Genomic DNA, 15,803 nt, shown 5'->3' with positions numbered 1-15,803 from the left:
TAGTCTAACCATTGTCTCTGCATTGTCAAGCAGTTAACTTTGCAAATACTAAGCGTTAATACAAATAACATAGCACAGCCAAAAAGACCATTAAAAAAACACATAAAAATCAAAAAGATAAAACAACAAAACCCAATAAACTGTTGTTTTTTTACGCGTTTTCAATTGTAAAAAAAAGTATAAAACCCAGATTTACTGTATGCTAATGAATAAGATAAGCAACTTTTTTGTCAGTTTTATGACTATATTAGCGCAATCTACTTCATCTAGTTAGATTTATTATTACTAAAATCTAAACTGCTTAGATTCTTCTTAAATGCATCCATCACGCCTTGCCACTGCTCAGATGCCTCAACCACTCTTGGTGTCACCATGACAACAAGTTCGGTCTTGGTATTGGTGTCTTTTTTACCGTCAAACAGCCTACCTAGCACAGGTAGATCCGAGAAGAAAGGCACGCCAGTATTCGTTAGGCTATTGTTTTGACTAATCAAGCCACCAAGCATTATCGTTTGGCCATCAGCTGCTATCACCTCAGTTTTAATATTACGGGTAAAAATTGTCGGTTGATTATCCGCGGCCTTATCACCTGATGCTTGATTACTGATCTCTTGCTCAATTTCCATCAAAATAACGCCTTGCGCATTGACGGTTGGAGTTACATTTAAATCAATACCTGTTTTACGATACACGACAGAAGCGCGAGAACCATTTACTGGATCGGTTATAATATCACCTGCAGTTGGGATTTCGTCCCCTACAGCAATATTCGCCTCAACCCCATCACGAACAGCAATAGTTGGTCTTGAGAGTACATTAACGTTTTGGTTTTTCTCAAATAGCTGAATGTCTAGCTTACCAGTTAACCCCTCTAATACGTAGTTAAGCCCAGTTTCTGTATTTCCAGTAAAATTGTAGTAACCCGTTCTAGCGGCGCGATTATTAGCCAGTGCAAATTTAACCCCTTGACTAAACTCGTCCGTCAGTGTGACTTCTGCGATAAGTACTTCAAGCACAACTTGCTTTGGCATCACATCCAAACGCTTCACTAAGGGAAGTAAGCTGCGATATTCCGAACCAGATGTGTGAAAAATAATGGCATTGGAGCGCTCATCCACTACCATACGAAGGTCTTCGTTATTCACGCTCACATTGGCACTTCGAGGTGTTGATTCACGCTGCTCTTTTGCCTCTGACGTTGCCGAAGTAGAGCGACTAACAGCAGAACTATTTCCACCACCCAGCAAGTTTTGTAAACTTTGGCCTAAATCTACGGCTCGAGCGAACTCGGGCTCAAAAATAAAGTATTGCTTCTCGTTGCCATCTGCTGGCTGATCGAGTTGCTGCGACCAAAACTCAACGCGCTGTAAAAAAGCCTCATTATTGGTGAAGAAGACCAAACTATTAGTGCGCTCAATAGCGACCATGCTAACCGCTTGCTCTGTAGAACCTGAGCTATTACTGCTTATGCCTTCTTGCTTTAACAGCTCGCCCAGTTTTTTACTTAACTCTTTTGCAGGCATAAACACCGATTTATACATACCAATATGACGGTCTCTGAATGCAGGCTTATCCATCATTTGCATAAATTCAAGGGCTCTGATCACCTCGGCACGCTTACCTTTGAACATTATCGCATGCTGGTCAAAAAGAGGCTGCGCGTCTACGTTTGTCATCTGCCTAATAGTGTTCGCAAGTGGCGTCTGCATGCCACTGGTAAATGGCGCAATCTGTATTATGCTATTGGCGGTGTTAGGTACATCTTCTACTTTGTTACCATAGCCATACACCACGCTTCCACCAGAGGCATTCTCAGAGGGGTGGATATAAAAAATATCATCCTGCTCGCGGATAATAATACCGCGTTCGGTCAACAAGTCTTGGCTGATAGAAAATAAACGGCGCTTGCTTAGCTGCTCTTTAAGATTAATTGTTATTGCGTCGTCACTGTTGGTGATTGCATCTCCAATGATGTAATTAACGCCAAGTAAATCGCCAAATACATAATGCAAATAATCCTTAACTTTGAGACTGTCCGCTGTCAGCTTTACTTGCTCGTTATCACTAAACCGTTGCGCTAAGTTTGGTTGGCTGGTTTGTGTTACTTTACCATCAGGTAATGCAGGTAAATATACCAAGCCGCTCGATTGCGTCTGCGGACGCGCTTTTTCGTCGTGTGACGACAAGTCGTTGTTGACTGTTTTGCCTTTACTCTCTTTTTCTAAGTACGAGCCGTTGACTGCAACTGAGTTAGGTACTGAACTACATGCCGACAGTCCCGCTGTGACAATAAAACCGAGTAAGATTTTCTGTGCTTGTTTCATAGTGCTTCCGTCGTTATTGCTTCGTACTTTGGTACATAATAAGCGTGATATGCTGGTCACCCTTATTGAGTTCTACTTTTACATTAGAGTTAATAGTCAAAATAAAATCTTCTATCACTTCGCCCTGATTAAACCTTTTTAGCTCATTGGCACCATTTTTGACTGACTTAATATCTATCAGGGCGTATGTAGATTCAGGCGAGTGCACCACCGCCTTCAATCTCAACTCTTTATCGCGAGCAAAAACAGAAGTCAGCTCCCCTGTTTGTTTTGCCTGCTCATCAGGACTCATGCCATTATCTTGCGACTCTGGCTGTTCTACTTTTTTAACAACCCATGTGTCAAGCGCACGCTCAATATCAAGCTTACTTTGTTCTGATAGCTTAGGTAAAAACGTTTGTTCAGCGTTATTTAGCCTAAACGGCTTACTGTCAGCATTAACTTCTGTTTGTAGGCGAGTGACGGCGTCAATAGCAAAGAGTGTTAGCATAAAAATACTGATATAGATGTATAGTTTATTCACCCTTAGCCCCTTCTTGTATGTAAAAGGAGAGCAACAAGCTAACTTCTCCACTCCCTGTTTCTTCAGCGCTCAGCCCTTGTATATTTAAATCGAAATATTCAACAACCACGACTGGTGATTGAGATTCGAGCATAACCAAAAAGGCAGCGAGATCGGTCAATTTTCCCGAAATATTTAGTCTAATTTGCTCCTTGTGCAGAGCCGCTGATTGATATTTTAGTGCTGGCTGCCAACCTATATTAATAGTCGACAAATTATGTTCTGTGAGCCATTGATTGACTTGCTTTTGTGTATCAATTCTAAACTTCGAAGGTTCTTGCCAATCAAATAACATTGTGGTGAAAACACGTGCTACATCAGCAACCTGCTCTTTTGCGAGCTCGATTTGTTGAAGCTGTGTCATTACCTGTTCCGCTTTAAATAGACGCTTCTCAATTTGAGCGATATTCTCAACTTGTTCTTCCTGCCATGTGAAAAGCGGAACTAATGCAAATTTTATTGTGGCTAACAGAATCACCAATGCTAGGAGCATTTTATATTGTTTTAGTTGCTCAACCATGGTCGCCACCTGTACGTTCATTTATTGGTTGATATTCAGCTTTATAGGTACTTACCGGAATTGTATAGCTAATTACAAACTCTTCTTTTCCTTGATAACTTCTAACAGGGAAGTCAAATTTAGGATCTAGAACCCAGTCAAATTCACTGAGTGACTCGAGGACGGCAATAGCATTTGAGCTCTCTCCTCGAATTACAAATCGGTCGCCTTTATATTGTAAGCTTTCGATCCTAGCTTTACCCCGAACGCTATCCAATAAAAGCAAGTTTGGTGAAACCTTAGGTACATCCTGCATTACTGCTTGCCAATTTTCGACTCTACTCTGATTCTTTTCATACTCTGAAAATGTTGATAATGCTTGATTAATATTACTTTGATTTCCACTGAGCTCAGCTTGGAGATATTCTTTTTTGGCCACCAAGTAAGCACTGCTTAGCGCGAAGTATGATACACATGCAATGGCGCTGAACACTGCAGCTTTTTTGAAATAAGCTTGATAAGCCAATAAACCTTGTGGCTGAATAAAGCTAGATACAGAGCGCTTAAGAAAAGGAAAGATAGACTCGACCATGCGCTTTACTAGACTTCTCTCTGAATCTATTTCAGATACGGTATCAAAGCTTATGCCAACCGTGTTTGCAAAACGCTCAGGGGAATTCACTAACCCAAAGCGAGCAACGGAATATATCACCTGATTTCTTTGTGCAAGGTAATACTCGTTATTAACCAAGGTGATGCTCGAATTAGATTCACCGATGGCAATTAACACCGATTCAGGTATCACAACTAATGAGCCTTCAGCTTTTATATCGAATAACCAACTGTTTAAAATTGACGTACTTTCATCTTGAGCGCGGATCTGCGTGGAATAGCGCTCAGCGCTGTGCTTCTGCTTACGCAGTTTTAACAAGCTATTTAATGCTTTGCGATCAGTTACAGGCAGTTTATCGACTTGCTCAATATAATGGTTTCTAGCAACGATTTGGATAAGCTTTGGTGACGACGACTTGATTAAATGCCACCCATCCTTGTCATAGTTAAGATGAAAGTGCTGACTATCTTTGTAGTAACTAACCAGATTACAAATCAGCCTTTTTTGCCAACCTAGCAATGCATGTTCACTCATTGTGTTATTAACCTTCCGAAGCCACTAAATTTACTGGCTTTGACTTGTTTGGATCTAATAGGTAATAAAGCGTACGACTTACGCGTGCATCGCCCAGCTGAGTCTCAATTTTTATCTTATAATTACTGGACGGAAACAAAGTGATGTTTCGGCTTTGCTCAACCCCTGTATACGCTGAAAATAATGCTGGGGTTAACGTTTTCTCATTACGCATCTTTATAATTTGTTCTACTACTGGTACGTCATACAAACTATGTAACAAACTATCAGGAGCTGTCATCGGATTAAACACACTTTTCTTATACATTGTGGCATTTTGCTCCAAGTACTTACGCAAAGAACTCGAGATATTCAAATGTGATAACTCAGACCAAGTTTGAATGATACCGTTTTTATAATCTGATTCTGGTAAAGAGTGCTTAGATAACTTATCGACATCTTGCCAATCTTGTATTTGGCTCAATAGTAGCCGAGCATCATAGTCGCTTAGTCCCTTATGCGTCAATACTCGCAACCACCTTTGTTCCGATGGATAACTAAGATTGAGCAGCCCTCTTAAATCTTGAAGGCGGATGCTCGCATGATCCCCATAACGAAAATCTTCACCATAAAAATTCCAGACGCCAGTTAGTGCTGGCAGATCATTTGAAAAAGGCGAAGTTGGTGACTTTGACTCTGTTAATAACGCAAAAAGAACCGTTGCTTCAGCATCATAATTATCAACCAGAGCTTGTGCTCTGTTGTCGAATGCAGCTGCTATTTCAACTTGCTGCCGTGCTGTTTTAGTCATGAACAAACCAAGTAAACTAAGCACAGCGGTGATAAGTAAAACTTGTAGTAAAGCTATTCCTTGTTGCATCATAACATCCCACTCTCACTAAAGTGACCTTTCCAACGGCTAGGCTCTCTATCTAGCTGGGAAAAAAGTGTAAAGTCATCAATATTCAATTTAATATACTCTGGCGTTAATCCTCGCTCTTGCGAGCGATAGTTTTCAAACCAGTTTGGCGCTGTGCCTGGCGTTCTACTTGACTTGAGCGTCAAATCCCGCCATCCGAAATAACTTAAATCAGCTCGCTGAAGGTTGCTAAGCAACACTTTACTATTGCTGAAGTCCAGCGATTGCTCCATAGACGTTAATATCGTTTGTTCCAAGGCAATGGCCTGATACACCAACTGAAAATCATTTTTGTTCTGTTGGATCACCAAGCGAAATATTTCAGGTCCACCATTAATCAGGCCATTACTCGTCACCGCCAATAACCTTGATTCAGAACCTACAAAAAAGAAGGTGGGCTCCCCCGTTTTATCTCTAACAACATAGGGAATGACCCCTTTAAGTACCTGCTCAAGCTGTGCTACTACTTTCGCTGTTTGGGCTTGCTGCTGAAAATCACCAAGCTCTTTATCCCATCGACTTGCAAACTGGAAATACGCAAAGGTACCTGTCGCCATTACTAAACTTAATAAAGTAATTGATATCAGCAGCTCAACTAATGTGAACCCTTTTTGCTTAACGGCCACGCCAACTCACCTCTTTAAATTGGTATTGACGGACTATGCCTTGAGCTTCAACCTCAAGCGAGACTTGCCATAACTTATATTGATTGCTCGTTGTTTGTAGTTGGATCGCAATATCTGAGGTACCTGAAATCGAGTCACCTTTTTCCTTAATTGCTGAGGCATCCCAGCGGAATGATACCCCTCCATTAGTGCCTGTACCTTCCAATCTAGTTTGATTAAAAGGAGCATGCCTTATGTCAAATCGTACAGTGTCCAATACTCCCGTAATTGCAGTTGAAAATTGAACATACTTTGATGCTTTCTCTGAACTAATAAATGCACCTCGGTAAAGCATGGAGACTGTAGTGATCACCGCCAATAAAATAACAACTGAAACGAGAAGCTCAACAAGCGTAAAGCCTTTTTTATGGTGCATCATTACCCTGCAACTCAATTTGAAAAGGCTGTCCAAGGTAATGAGTAGTAATGCTGTCGGTTGAGATCATACCGAAGCGATTAAGCGTAATTTCTTGCTTAGGGAACTGTATGTACTTTAGTTGCTTGCTTTCGACTGCTGTTTCGCCTTGAAAAACAATACCGTTATCCTTTTCTAGTACCACCAAATAATCTCTTTGCTCTAGAAATGCTTTATTGGCTCTATTTCGCAACCAGTTTTTTACCTCAACTAATTCCATTTTTGCATCTGAGCGGTTAATTGCTTTTAGAGATAAAGGCGCTACCAAAGACATGATCAAGCCCATAATGGTAAGCACAATTAACAACTCAATCATTGTGAAGCCGCGCATAGTATTCATGCTTAAAAGCCAACATCATTGAGTGAGATCATACTAAGCATCATCACAACCACGACACCACCAACAAAAACCCCCATAAAAAGGATCATCAGAGGTTCTAGAAGCGAAGTGATTCTATCGGTCCAAGTTTCAAAATCTTGCCTTGAGCGACTCGCAATTTCATCAAATACAGTTTCTAATTTTCCAGATTCCTCACCAACTTCTAGTAGGGAAATATAAAAAGACGGATAGAGAGAAGACTGCTGTAGTGAAGGAGTTAATTGATTTCCGCGTTTGACCTTTTTTCGAGCGACTTCCAATTCAGCGTAAAGCTGCTGATTCCGGATATTACCAGTTGCGAGTGCTAGCGCTTTATCAATTGGTACCCCAGCCTTTAGCATTAAGCTTAAACCGGTATTAAAACGGATCCTTTCAACCGTTTTTACCGCAGTACCACAAATGGGAAGCTGTAATACAATTCGATGCCACCAAGCAATTATACGTTCATTCTTACTGGCAAAATAAACTCCCGCAAAAGCAGTAACGAGTCCTAGAAATAGTAATGATTGATTTTGGTTAAACCATGCACTAGTCCCGAGCATTGCTTGTGTGTACCAAGGTAGTTGCTCAATATTCGCGAACATATCAGCCATTTTGGGAATGATCACATTAAAGATAAATAAAATACTGAGTACACAGACAAAAAAGATGACGACAGGATAAGTAATCGCGCTAACAATTTTTTTTCTAAGGTCACGCTTAAACTTTAAATCCTGAGACAGCCCTGCGAACGTACCAGCGAGATCTCCAGATGCTTCGCCGAGTTCAATCAAATTGCAATAGAGACTATCGAAAACTTTAGGATGTGCTCTGCAGGCTTGAGAGAGACTACTGCCTTTTTTTAGGCTTTGACTAAGATCAGACAACAGCTTAGCTAATACAGGCTTAGCCTTCGTTTTTCGAATAATGTCCAGGCCTCGGTCGATCCTGATACCTGTTGCCAGTAGTAAGCTCAGTTCAGACGTTACAAACTCCAAATCAGCTAAACTGACGCGTTCTTCAAAAAAGCGGTTTCCCTGACGTGATGATTGTTGCTCTTTCAACTCATAGGGGAGTAAACCTTCTTTTTCTAGCTGTAACTGAGCTGAGGAAAGGCTATCCGCTTCGATAAGGCCATCACACTTTCCTCCCATAGAGTCGAAAGCCTTGTAGCTAAACGAAGCCATTAGCCAGCAACCCTCACAACTTCATCAATGGTAGTTTGACCGAGGATCGCTTTATAAAGACCATCCTCAAGTAAAGTGCGCCGGTTTCTGCTCGCGTTATGCACCTTTGCTTTTTGAATGAAATCAGCATCTTTTGGAGTACTCTTAATAGTATCATCACATGCTAAGTATTCAGTTATAGCTAAACGCCCTTTGTAACCTGTATGTGCACATTTCTCACAACCAGTACCACGCTGTAGATTAATTTTATCTAAGGAAAATTTGGTCGCAATATTGTCTAGATCGTATTGTTTGATTAACTCAATACTGTCCGGATCGCTTGTCGCGCAGTGTTCACAAACCTTGCGTGCTAAACGTTGGGCAACCACAGAGATTAATGCCGCATTTAGCAAAAACTCTTCAACTCCTAAATCTAGAAGACGAGTATATGCGCTCGCCGCATCATTCGTGTGTACCGTTGAAAACACTAAATGCCCAGTCAATGCGGATTGTAATGCAATTTGTGCAGTCTCTTTATCCCGGATCTCACCTAGCATAATCACATCTGGGTCTTGACGAACAATTGAGCGAAGACCAGCAGCAAAATCAAAACCTATTTCACTATTTACCTGAACTTGGTTGATACCTTCAAGCTGATACTCAACAGGATCTTCGAGTGTTATAATTTTAACGTCATCATTATTTAGTGCGTTCAGGAAAGTATAAAGTGTTGTCGTTTTACCCGAGCCCGTAGGTCCCGTTAACAAAACAACCCCCGCGGTCTTCTTTATATCTTCTCGGATACTTTGTTCTATATCTTGAGATAACCCTAATACAGACATTTCATATCTGACACTTTCTTTCCTAAGAAAACGCATTACGATAGACTCACCATCATTAAGTGGTAAAGCCGAAACCCGAATATCGATGTCTTGATTAGCAATCTTCATTTCAATCTTGCCATCTTGCGGACGCCGACGCTCAGCAATATCCATACCTGATAAAATTTTCAGCCTAGTAACTATGGGTAACTGTTTGCTAGCGGGAATAACCTCTGCTTCGTGCAATACCCCATCAACACGAAACCTTGCTCGATAGCGCCCCTCATATGGCTCAAGGTGCATATCAGAAGCTCCTTGTCGAAGCGCTCGGCTTATTAACGAGTTTAGTAAGTTAACTGTCGGCGCTTCCGTTGCCAACTCTTTGAGCTTTTCTTCTTCTGCGCTGAAAATATCTGATTCAACTTCTTCAGATGTATCAAGTTTTGATTTAAGTAAGTTAATATCTGATGCAGAAGCTAAGATGATATTAGGGTTAATCTTATGCTTGAATAGCCATTGATTCATGAAAGGATCTAAAGGCTCTAGTACCGCAAAACTCCAATTGCTTTCATCAGTGCTTAGCGGTACCCAATTATGCTCGAGACAAACCTCAATATCTGAAGAAATTTTTATTTCTTCACTATCGAAATCATTAAGCTGCTCCGAAGTAATCATTGGTAGATTTAGATACAGCGCATATAGGTCGAGTAACTGATCCTCTGGTAAACTACCCATATTAACCAATATTTGTTCAAGCCTACCGCCATATTTTTGTTGGTAGCTTAACGCTTTTTCAATATCACTAAAATTTACGTCAAAGCGTTCAGTTAGAAGTTGATTAAGTTCCATAAAATTACTGATGAACAATATCTGCGTTAGTTTCTTCACCACCTTCTTGGCCATCAGCACCCAGTGACTTCAATAAGTAGGGCGCGCCATTATCTCCAGGAACTTTATAAACATATGCGTTACCCCAAGGGTCCATAGGGACATCTTTTGGTAGATACGGTCCATCCCACCTTGCCACATCACTGCTTCTCAATTCCTGCAATGATTTTGGATAGCTACCAACATCTAGTCGATAAGTATCAATTGCAGTTTCAAATGATGACATTTGAGCAGCTGCTATTTTACGCTCTGATGAACTCAACCTTTTGAAAAAGTCAGGCGCGACTAGTGACATTAACAAGCCTAAAATTACGATCACAATTAACAACTCCATCATGGTGAAGCCGTTATGTTTACTCTTTGTCTTCATATTGTTTGTCATTGAACTACTCTTTAATTCTGTTTTTGATAAAGACGTGCTTTCTTAAAAACCGTGCTACCTTCCATGCATGTTGAATACAAGCAGAATAAGCAACAAAAATACCGATAAATAAGACTAACATAAACCAATGGGGAATACCTATCAACTCTCCAACAATCCCTATCGACGCAAGAAATACAGCCAACATTGATATCGTAATTAAGGCCTTTCTGGAGCTAAAACCTATACGCATAAAGACATGATGTAAATGATCTCTGTCTGCTTTGAATGGAGAATGGCCTTTTTTAACACGCCTAATGATAATTGCCATCATATCCATCAGTGGAATAGCAATTATCCAAAGCGCAGTAACTGGACTAAAAGCGTTATCTACTTCTGATTGAGTAGCTATCATTAACAACCAAATGACGCTCAGCCCAATGAACATAGAGCCCGCATCACCCATAAATATTTTCTTATTTCGGTGACCCAATACGCCTAGGTTGAAAGCGAGATAGGGAACTATGGTTGCAATAATGATTAACGGTAAAACCGATAACTGACCACCATTAACTCCCATTAATATTAAAATGGCTGCAAACGTTGTAATACTCATGGCACCAGCTAGGCCGTCTATACCATCAATCATGTTAAAGGCATTTATAGCAGCAATAACAGCAATGACTGTAAAAGGAATACCCAACAACCCTAAGTCAATAGACCCAAATCCAAACAAATTGCCCAAGTTATGAATATACGCGTCGGAGCCCCACATCATAATGAGTGCAACTAAAGCCTGCACACCTAAACGGATCTTGACTCCTAATTGGCGATAATCGTCAATTACCCCAAGAAGGACGATAGCAGCAGCGCAAATTAAGTAAACTATCAGCTTTTTCTCAAGTGGCAAAAATACAATGATTGAAGCCAACACTGCCACAAAAATCGATACACCACCGATAAGCGGAATAGCACCCACATGCTTTTTTCGGCTACAGGGTACGTCAACTAAGCCAAAACGCTCAGCGACAGGCTTAATCATAAAAATTGAACAGTACGATGCTAAAAATGCAAAGAAAATGACCATAAAGATCCACATGCTTCCATCATTATCTAATTAACGCGCCATTGTAATAGAAATTAAATTTAAACTAAATTGCCAATAACACTAAATAACAACTCTATACCCTACCCAAAAATTACTTTCTGAGCACAAAATGTCTAAATAATAACAGAACAAACGCAAGCACGCTGCCTAGGAAAGTAATACCAAGACAAATCAATGCACGCTTTGGTCCAGCTTTTTGGATCGGTAGAATGGCAGGATCAATTGTCTTAAACACATATTGCGACTGTGTTTGCGCTAGCATCTTTGTCTGCTCTTGTTGCTCGATCAGCTGGTAAAATATCTTCTGCATATCTGCAACCGATGTTTCCGCTAATGCCTTTTTCAAATACTCTATTTTTACATTGGACTCTGCTACTGCCTCTGCTTTCATGTAATCGTTAATTTCCACAACGATGTTTTCCACCATTTCCTTCGCTAAGTAGGGGGAATAATGAGTCATTGCAATAGTAATTAGTCCTTTTTCCTTTTCTTCTATCACAGCTAAATTTTGTGCTCTGATATGTTCAAAGACTTCTTGAATGCCTGGTTCAGGCTTAAAAGGTGCTGCAACATCTCTGAGCCAAATACCTGCTTCTTTATCATAAACTTTAGCGTTATATATCAGCTGATTACTGCCCAGATCCCACCCCTCAGTAGCCATCAGCTTTGGCTTTAACTCATATTTTCCAACAAAGTTATTTAAAAACGAGCGGCTTTGCATTACTTGAAGCGCAAGTGCTGATTTATCGCCCTTTCCTCCACCTAAGTTCACCCCTGCCATTGCAGCTAAGCCGCCAAACTCCGATTTCAAATTTGAGAGCATGCCGCCTTGAGTATCTTCAACAGGTGAAAGTAATACTGTCGCTTTATAAGTATTAGGTAGAGAAAGTGCAAAAAACACACTGGATACAGCAAATACAGCAGTGATTAATATAATTAGCCACTTTCCCCTCCAAAGCACTGACAAAATTTCAGTCAAATCAACTTCATTTTTTTTAATGATATCAGCTTCAGTCATCTGTTTATTGTTATCCATTATTTGTTAAGCGTTGCAATTGAAGCCGCAGCTAAGCCAAGCTGATAAATAATCTGTGTCGCTGTACTCCACAGTGTCAAGCTATCAATATGTTGAGCGTCTAGAGGTACAACGATCGTGTCGCCTGGCGCTAGTTGGCCTCCATGGCTGCTGACTGCAAACCATGATCCTGAACTTGGTAATTCAACTGAACCATTGGCTTTAATGATATAAATACGCTCATCATCCGCTTTTTGCTTTAATCCACCGCTAGCTTTAATGTAGTCATCAACAGACTTGGATGAATCGAATAAGTGCGTTGCAGCCAGATTAACCTCACCAATGACACTAACAGAGTCTTGCATCGCTGGGATATATAACGCATCACCATCTTCTAACTGCAAAGATTGGGTTGAACGTTTATCAAGATCAATAACCAAACGTCCTAACGCTTCAACCTTCGATAAATCCTTTAATATTTGATCCATATCTTCATATGGCATAGAAGTATTTGCAGTGGCACTTTTTTGGAAAGTATTAGTAATGATATCGCGTCTTAACTCTTGAGTTAGGCGTTGAATTTGAGAGGTTTCTTTACGCTTGATAGATTCACGCGTAAAAATTGCTGCTTCTTTATGTGCAAATTGATTAAAACCACCAACTCTTTCTAGTAGGCTATCAAGTGTCTCACCACGCTTAATGGTGTACGTCCCAGGGAACTTAACCTCACCAACAACCTTAACTTGTAGCCTTTCTTGCCAATTAGGTCTAGGGAAAATGTTAACAGTATCTTTGCTCGTCAGTATTTGAGTTGGATTAGCCAACTCGTTCAAACCATTGAGTTGGATGTGTTCAACCTGTTTACCATCATTATAAACAACACGAGTTAGCTCAACCTGCTCGAGATACGCAGCTTCTAGAAATCCACCGCCAGCTTGCACCGCTTTTTGGAAATCTGCATTTTCAGATAATGGATAAACACCAGGAAACTTAACTTGACCGTTTACTGCAAACAATTTTGCAGGTTCGCTAGGTGTTGCCTGCCTCTGTAGCTTAGCGACAATTGGCGCAAGTAGCTTTTGACGACTAAATACCGCATAGTCTTCTTCTTCTACTTCTTCAGGCTCTTGAAAAAGTGCATCAATACTTGTGATTAATTTAACTTCTTCCTCAAGTTCAAATAGTTCATCTTCTTTCAAACCAATATATTTTAAGAACTCATCACGCTCAAATTGCTCCCATAACTTCACGTTTTCACGTAGTTTCAGTTGCTCTTTGTTATACGCGAGGTCTTCTAATAACTGTTCTTCTTCTTCTTTAAGCTGATAACGGCTAAATACGACGATTGTATCGTTAGACTCGAGCTCTATATCCCCCGCTTTACCGTTAAAAATATCTTGTAAAGAAAACTGATGGATAGCGATATCGCCTTCAAAGTTAACTTCACGAATAATCAATGAGTAGCCAAAATCTGCAATGGATAGCAAATCTTCACGTGGCGCACTGAAGATATCTTTGAGTGTCTTACCCTGATGCCATTCATAATGACCTGGGCTGGTTACCGCACCAACAACAGTAACAGTATTTTGAAAACGAGTTGAAGCAGCGTTGACTGAAATCTCATCACCGTTTTGTGGTTTGTAGCTTGTGTTTTCAGTAAAGTTGTAGTTTAGGGTAATGCGCCTTCCATCACCGTTGTAGCGTGAGACAACCACTTTCGATTTATTCGCATTAGCTTTGAAGCCTCCTGACATAGCCATCACACTCTCAAGCGAGTCTGATTCTTTAAGCTCAAAGATAGCTTGACGGTTAACTTCACCTTTTACTTTTATTTTCTTAGCTGCTGGCGGAATAAATACAACATCGCCAGGCTTTAAAACTACATCATCAGAGCTATCACCAAATAGCAATAAGTCATAGAGATCGAAGGTAGTAACTAGCTTACCAGCCCTTTTGACTTGGATTTTTCTCAGCGAACCATTATCACTCACTCCACCAGAAACAAACAGAGCGTGTGTGACAGTGGCGAGAGGAGACACTGTATAGCTACCAGGCTTATAGGCTTCACCTACTACCATAATACGCATAGGGTTAAGCTCACCCATCGAGACGAAAGCTTGAACACCGATCATTTCCTCAGAGATTTTTTTCGAGATCAGTGCTTTCAATTCCTTAAATGATAAACCAATTACATGAATTGGGCTTAGGTTAGGAATTGCGAGACGCCCTTCACGGTCGATTTGTACTTCGTGCTCTTCATTGGTTTTACCATACAGGTTGATTTTTACTGTATCTCCAATCCCAAGCAAGTATGTATCTGGAATAGCAGCCAACTCAGAAGGAATGAAAGTCGTAGGCTCACCAGCAAAGAGCTCATAACCAAAAGGCTTAAGCTCTTCTAACTTTGGTTTGAATTTATCCTCTTCCTCTTCCTCTTCCAGTAACCCCTTTTTGTCACGTGGTAAAATCGAAGATTCCTTCTCTTCGTTCTTTTTATCACCTTTTTTGTTGTTATCTAACACACTTACATCAAAACCATAACGTTTTGCTAAGGCTTCTTGTTGTGCTTTGGGGAGCTTTTTAAACTGCTCTATTTGCTGTTTACTGGGTGTTACCGCTATTGTTTGATGTGAGATCAAAAAAAGCATTGAGAGGAGTAATAGTCTGAGGAACTTCACGTAAATCTCTTCCATTGTGGATTTTTGTTAAACTTCAGGCATTCTACCGAAGTTTGGAAGAATTAAAAGGGCACTGAGGTGCCCTTTGACAAGATACTTGTTAGAAACTGTAAACCAAAGTAAGTGAGGTTTCTGTATCAGTATTTTCTTTATCGTCTGCTACGTCTGAGTTGTGGATGATGTTGTATGCCACTTTCATCTGTAGAGAGCCGTTGATTTTAGTCAACAATGCTGTTTCAGACGTTGTCTTGGTGTTGGTATCACCATATTCAATCGCGATAAGCTGTGTAAAACGTGCGTTTTCTGAGATCTGCCATTGATAATCTAGTTTACCAACACCGATGAATTCGCTTTCAGAAGTACCAGCTAGTAATTCACCATCATCGTCAAGTTCAGTACTATCGTCTTGATGCTCAAAGCGCTTTACACCGGGACCGATTTCAGCGTTAAGATACATGTCGTCGTTTTCGAATAAACGTTGACCGTAACCCACTGAAATAACTGCTTCACTGCGGTAAGCACCAAAGTAGTCTGAAACATAAGAGCCAAACACGAATAAATGGCTGTTATCTTCATTTAACTTGTAGTTACCTTGAACTGATGCTGAGTATTTTTCGTTAGTACGAGATGTAACATCTACACCCGCATCGTTTTCACGCGTGTCTTCTTTGTAGAAGCCCTCTAACTTGTACTCGTTATTCCAGTTAGTTAGGTTGTGCTTAGCTTTGATCCCACCTTTTAGGGTTGTTGTTTCTGTATTACCACTGGTGATAATCGCACCCACTTCACTGGTTACATCCCAAACTTTCTTTGGCTTCTTAGCTTTGCCTTCTGCCGCTGCATTAGCGCTTGCTGCAACAAGAATACAACAGGTTAAAACCTTTAATTTCATTTCTAA

General features: G+C 40.5%; 15 protein-coding genes. All 15 read right to left on the bottom strand.

Annotated features, from left to right (window positions below; all coding sequences use genetic code 11):
* Window positions 1-266: 266 nt before the first annotated feature.
* Window positions 267-2,324, bottom strand: a complete 2,058-nt coding sequence (locus NO992_RS14195) for a type II secretion system protein GspD (RefSeq protein WP_371378174.1) — start codon at window positions 2,322-2,324, stop codon at window positions 267-269.
* A 13-nt stretch (window positions 2,325-2,337) separates the two neighbouring features.
* The gene (locus NO992_RS14190) at window positions 2,338-2,847 is read right to left on the bottom strand and encodes a hypothetical protein (RefSeq protein ID WP_371378171.1); all 510 of its coding nucleotides are present in this window, start codon (window positions 2,845-2,847) and stop codon (window positions 2,338-2,340) included.
* Entirely contained in the window at window positions 2,840-3,406 is a 567-nt protein-coding gene (locus NO992_RS14185; protein WP_371378168.1) for a GspMb/PilO family protein, read from the bottom strand. Before NO992_RS14185 ends, NO992_RS14190 begins: the two co-directional genes overlap by 8 nt.
* Window positions 3,399-4,532, bottom strand: coding sequence for a hypothetical protein (locus NO992_RS14180; RefSeq protein ID WP_371378165.1), 1,134 nt, complete (start codon window positions 4,530-4,532; stop codon window positions 3,399-3,401). Before NO992_RS14180 ends, NO992_RS14185 begins: the two co-directional genes overlap by 8 nt.
* Window positions 4,533-4,539: 7 nt before the next feature.
* Window positions 4,540-5,391, bottom strand: a complete 852-nt coding sequence (locus NO992_RS14175) for a type II secretion system protein GspK (RefSeq protein ID WP_119231951.1) — start codon at window positions 5,389-5,391, stop codon at window positions 4,540-4,542.
* Window positions 5,391-6,056 carry a type II secretion system protein J gene (locus NO992_RS14170; protein ID WP_371378162.1) on the bottom strand — a complete coding sequence of 222 codons (666 nt, stop codon included), beginning with the start codon at window positions 6,054-6,056 and terminating at the stop codon, window positions 5,391-5,393. The genes NO992_RS14175 and NO992_RS14170 overlap by 1 nt, the downstream gene beginning before the upstream one ends.
* Window positions 6,046-6,474: a PilW family protein gene (locus NO992_RS14165; protein WP_045987918.1), complete on the bottom strand. Its 429-nt coding sequence runs from the start codon at window positions 6,472-6,474 to the stop codon at window positions 6,046-6,048. Before NO992_RS14165 ends, NO992_RS14170 begins: the two co-directional genes overlap by 11 nt.
* Window positions 6,461-6,850, bottom strand: coding sequence for a type II secretion system protein (locus tag NO992_RS14160; RefSeq protein ID WP_045987919.1), 390 nt, complete (start codon window positions 6,848-6,850; stop codon window positions 6,461-6,463). Before NO992_RS14160 ends, NO992_RS14165 begins: the two co-directional genes overlap by 14 nt.
* A gap of 2 nt (window positions 6,851-6,852) precedes the next feature.
* Window positions 6,853-8,055 carry a type II secretion system F family protein gene (locus NO992_RS14155; protein WP_371378158.1) on the bottom strand — a complete coding sequence of 401 codons (1,203 nt, stop codon included), beginning with the start codon at window positions 8,053-8,055 and terminating at the stop codon, window positions 6,853-6,855.
* Window positions 8,055-9,704 carry a GspE/PulE family protein gene (locus NO992_RS14150; RefSeq protein WP_371378155.1) on the bottom strand — a complete coding sequence of 550 codons (1,650 nt, stop codon included), beginning with the start codon at window positions 9,702-9,704 and terminating at the stop codon, window positions 8,055-8,057. Before NO992_RS14150 ends, NO992_RS14155 begins: the two co-directional genes overlap by 1 nt.
* A gap of 4 nt (window positions 9,705-9,708) precedes the next feature.
* Window positions 9,709-10,125, bottom strand: coding sequence for a type II secretion system major pseudopilin GspG (gene gspG, locus NO992_RS14145; protein WP_371378152.1), 417 nt, complete (start codon window positions 10,123-10,125; stop codon window positions 9,709-9,711).
* 4 nt (window positions 10,126-10,129) lie between these two features.
* Window positions 10,130-11,203, bottom strand: coding sequence for a UDP-N-acetylglucosamine--undecaprenyl-phosphate N-acetylglucosaminephosphotransferase (wecA, locus tag NO992_RS14140; protein ID WP_371378149.1), 1,074 nt, complete (start codon window positions 11,201-11,203; stop codon window positions 10,130-10,132).
* A gap of 100 nt (window positions 11,204-11,303) precedes the next feature.
* Window positions 11,304-12,248 (bottom strand): Wzz/FepE/Etk N-terminal domain-containing protein, encoded by a 945-nt coding sequence (locus tag NO992_RS14135; RefSeq protein WP_371378146.1) that lies wholly within the window; start codon window positions 12,246-12,248, stop codon window positions 11,304-11,306.
* Complete coding sequence (locus NO992_RS14130) at window positions 12,248-14,920, bottom strand: SLBB domain-containing protein (RefSeq protein ID WP_371378142.1); 2,673 nt, start codon at window positions 14,918-14,920, stop codon at window positions 12,248-12,250. The genes NO992_RS14135 and NO992_RS14130 overlap by 1 nt, the downstream gene beginning before the upstream one ends.
* Window positions 14,921-15,005: 85 nt before the next feature.
* Window positions 15,006-15,797 (bottom strand): YdiY family protein, encoded by a 792-nt coding sequence (locus NO992_RS14125; RefSeq protein ID WP_371378139.1) that lies wholly within the window; start codon window positions 15,795-15,797, stop codon window positions 15,006-15,008.
* Window positions 15,798-15,803: the final 6 nt, after the last annotated feature.

Origin of the sequence: Pseudoalteromonas sp. DY56-GL79 (assembly GCF_041414765.1) — a bacterium.
Taxonomy (GTDB): Bacteria; Pseudomonadota; Gammaproteobacteria; order Enterobacterales; family Alteromonadaceae; genus Pseudoalteromonas; species Pseudoalteromonas piscicida.
Note: the sequence above shows the minus strand (reverse complement) of the source record. Positions and strands in the feature narration are given on the sequence as shown.

Bases quoted from the DNA above. Each gene is read 5' to 3' on its own strand.
- NO992_RS14195 (WP_371378174.1), bottom strand. From the start codon at position 2,324: ATGAAACAAGCACAGAAAATCTTACTCGGTTTTATTGTCACAGCGGGA.
- NO992_RS14185 (WP_371378168.1), bottom strand. From the start codon at position 3,406: ATGGTTGAGCAACTAAAACAATATAAAATGCTCCTAGCATTGGTGATT.
- NO992_RS14180 (WP_371378165.1), bottom strand. From the start codon at position 4,532: ATGAGTGAACATGCATTGCTAGGTTGGCAAAAAAGGCTGATTTGTAAT.
- NO992_RS14175 (WP_119231951.1), bottom strand. From the start codon at position 5,391: ATGCAACAAGGAATAGCTTTACTACAAGTTTTACTTATCACCGCTGTG.
- NO992_RS14165 (WP_045987918.1), bottom strand. From the start codon at position 6,474: ATGATGCACCATAAAAAAGGCTTTACGCTTGTTGAGCTTCTCGTTTCA.
- NO992_RS14160 (WP_045987919.1), bottom strand. From the start codon at position 6,850: ATGAATACTATGCGCGGCTTCACAATGATTGAGTTGTTAATTGTGCTT.
- NO992_RS14155 (WP_371378158.1), bottom strand. From the start codon at position 8,055: ATGGCTTCGTTTAGCTACAAGGCTTTCGACTCTATGGGAGGAAAGTGT.
- NO992_RS14150 (WP_371378155.1), bottom strand. From the start codon at position 9,704: ATGGAACTTAATCAACTTCTAACTGAACGCTTTGACGTAAATTTTAGT.
- gspG (WP_371378152.1), bottom strand. From the start codon at position 10,125: ATGACAAACAATATGAAGACAAAGAGTAAACATAACGGCTTCACCATG.
- wecA (WP_371378149.1), bottom strand. From the start codon at position 11,203: ATGTGGATCTTTATGGTCATTTTCTTTGCATTTTTAGCATCGTACTGT.
- NO992_RS14135 (WP_371378146.1), bottom strand. From the start codon at position 12,248: ATGGATAACAATAAACAGATGACTGAAGCTGATATCATTAAAAAAAAT.
- NO992_RS14130 (WP_371378142.1), bottom strand. From the start codon at position 14,920: ATGGAAGAGATTTACGTGAAGTTCCTCAGACTATTACTCCTCTCAATG.
- NO992_RS14125 (WP_371378139.1), bottom strand. From the start codon at position 15,797: ATGAAATTAAAGGTTTTAACCTGTTGTATTCTTGTTGCAGCAAGCGCT.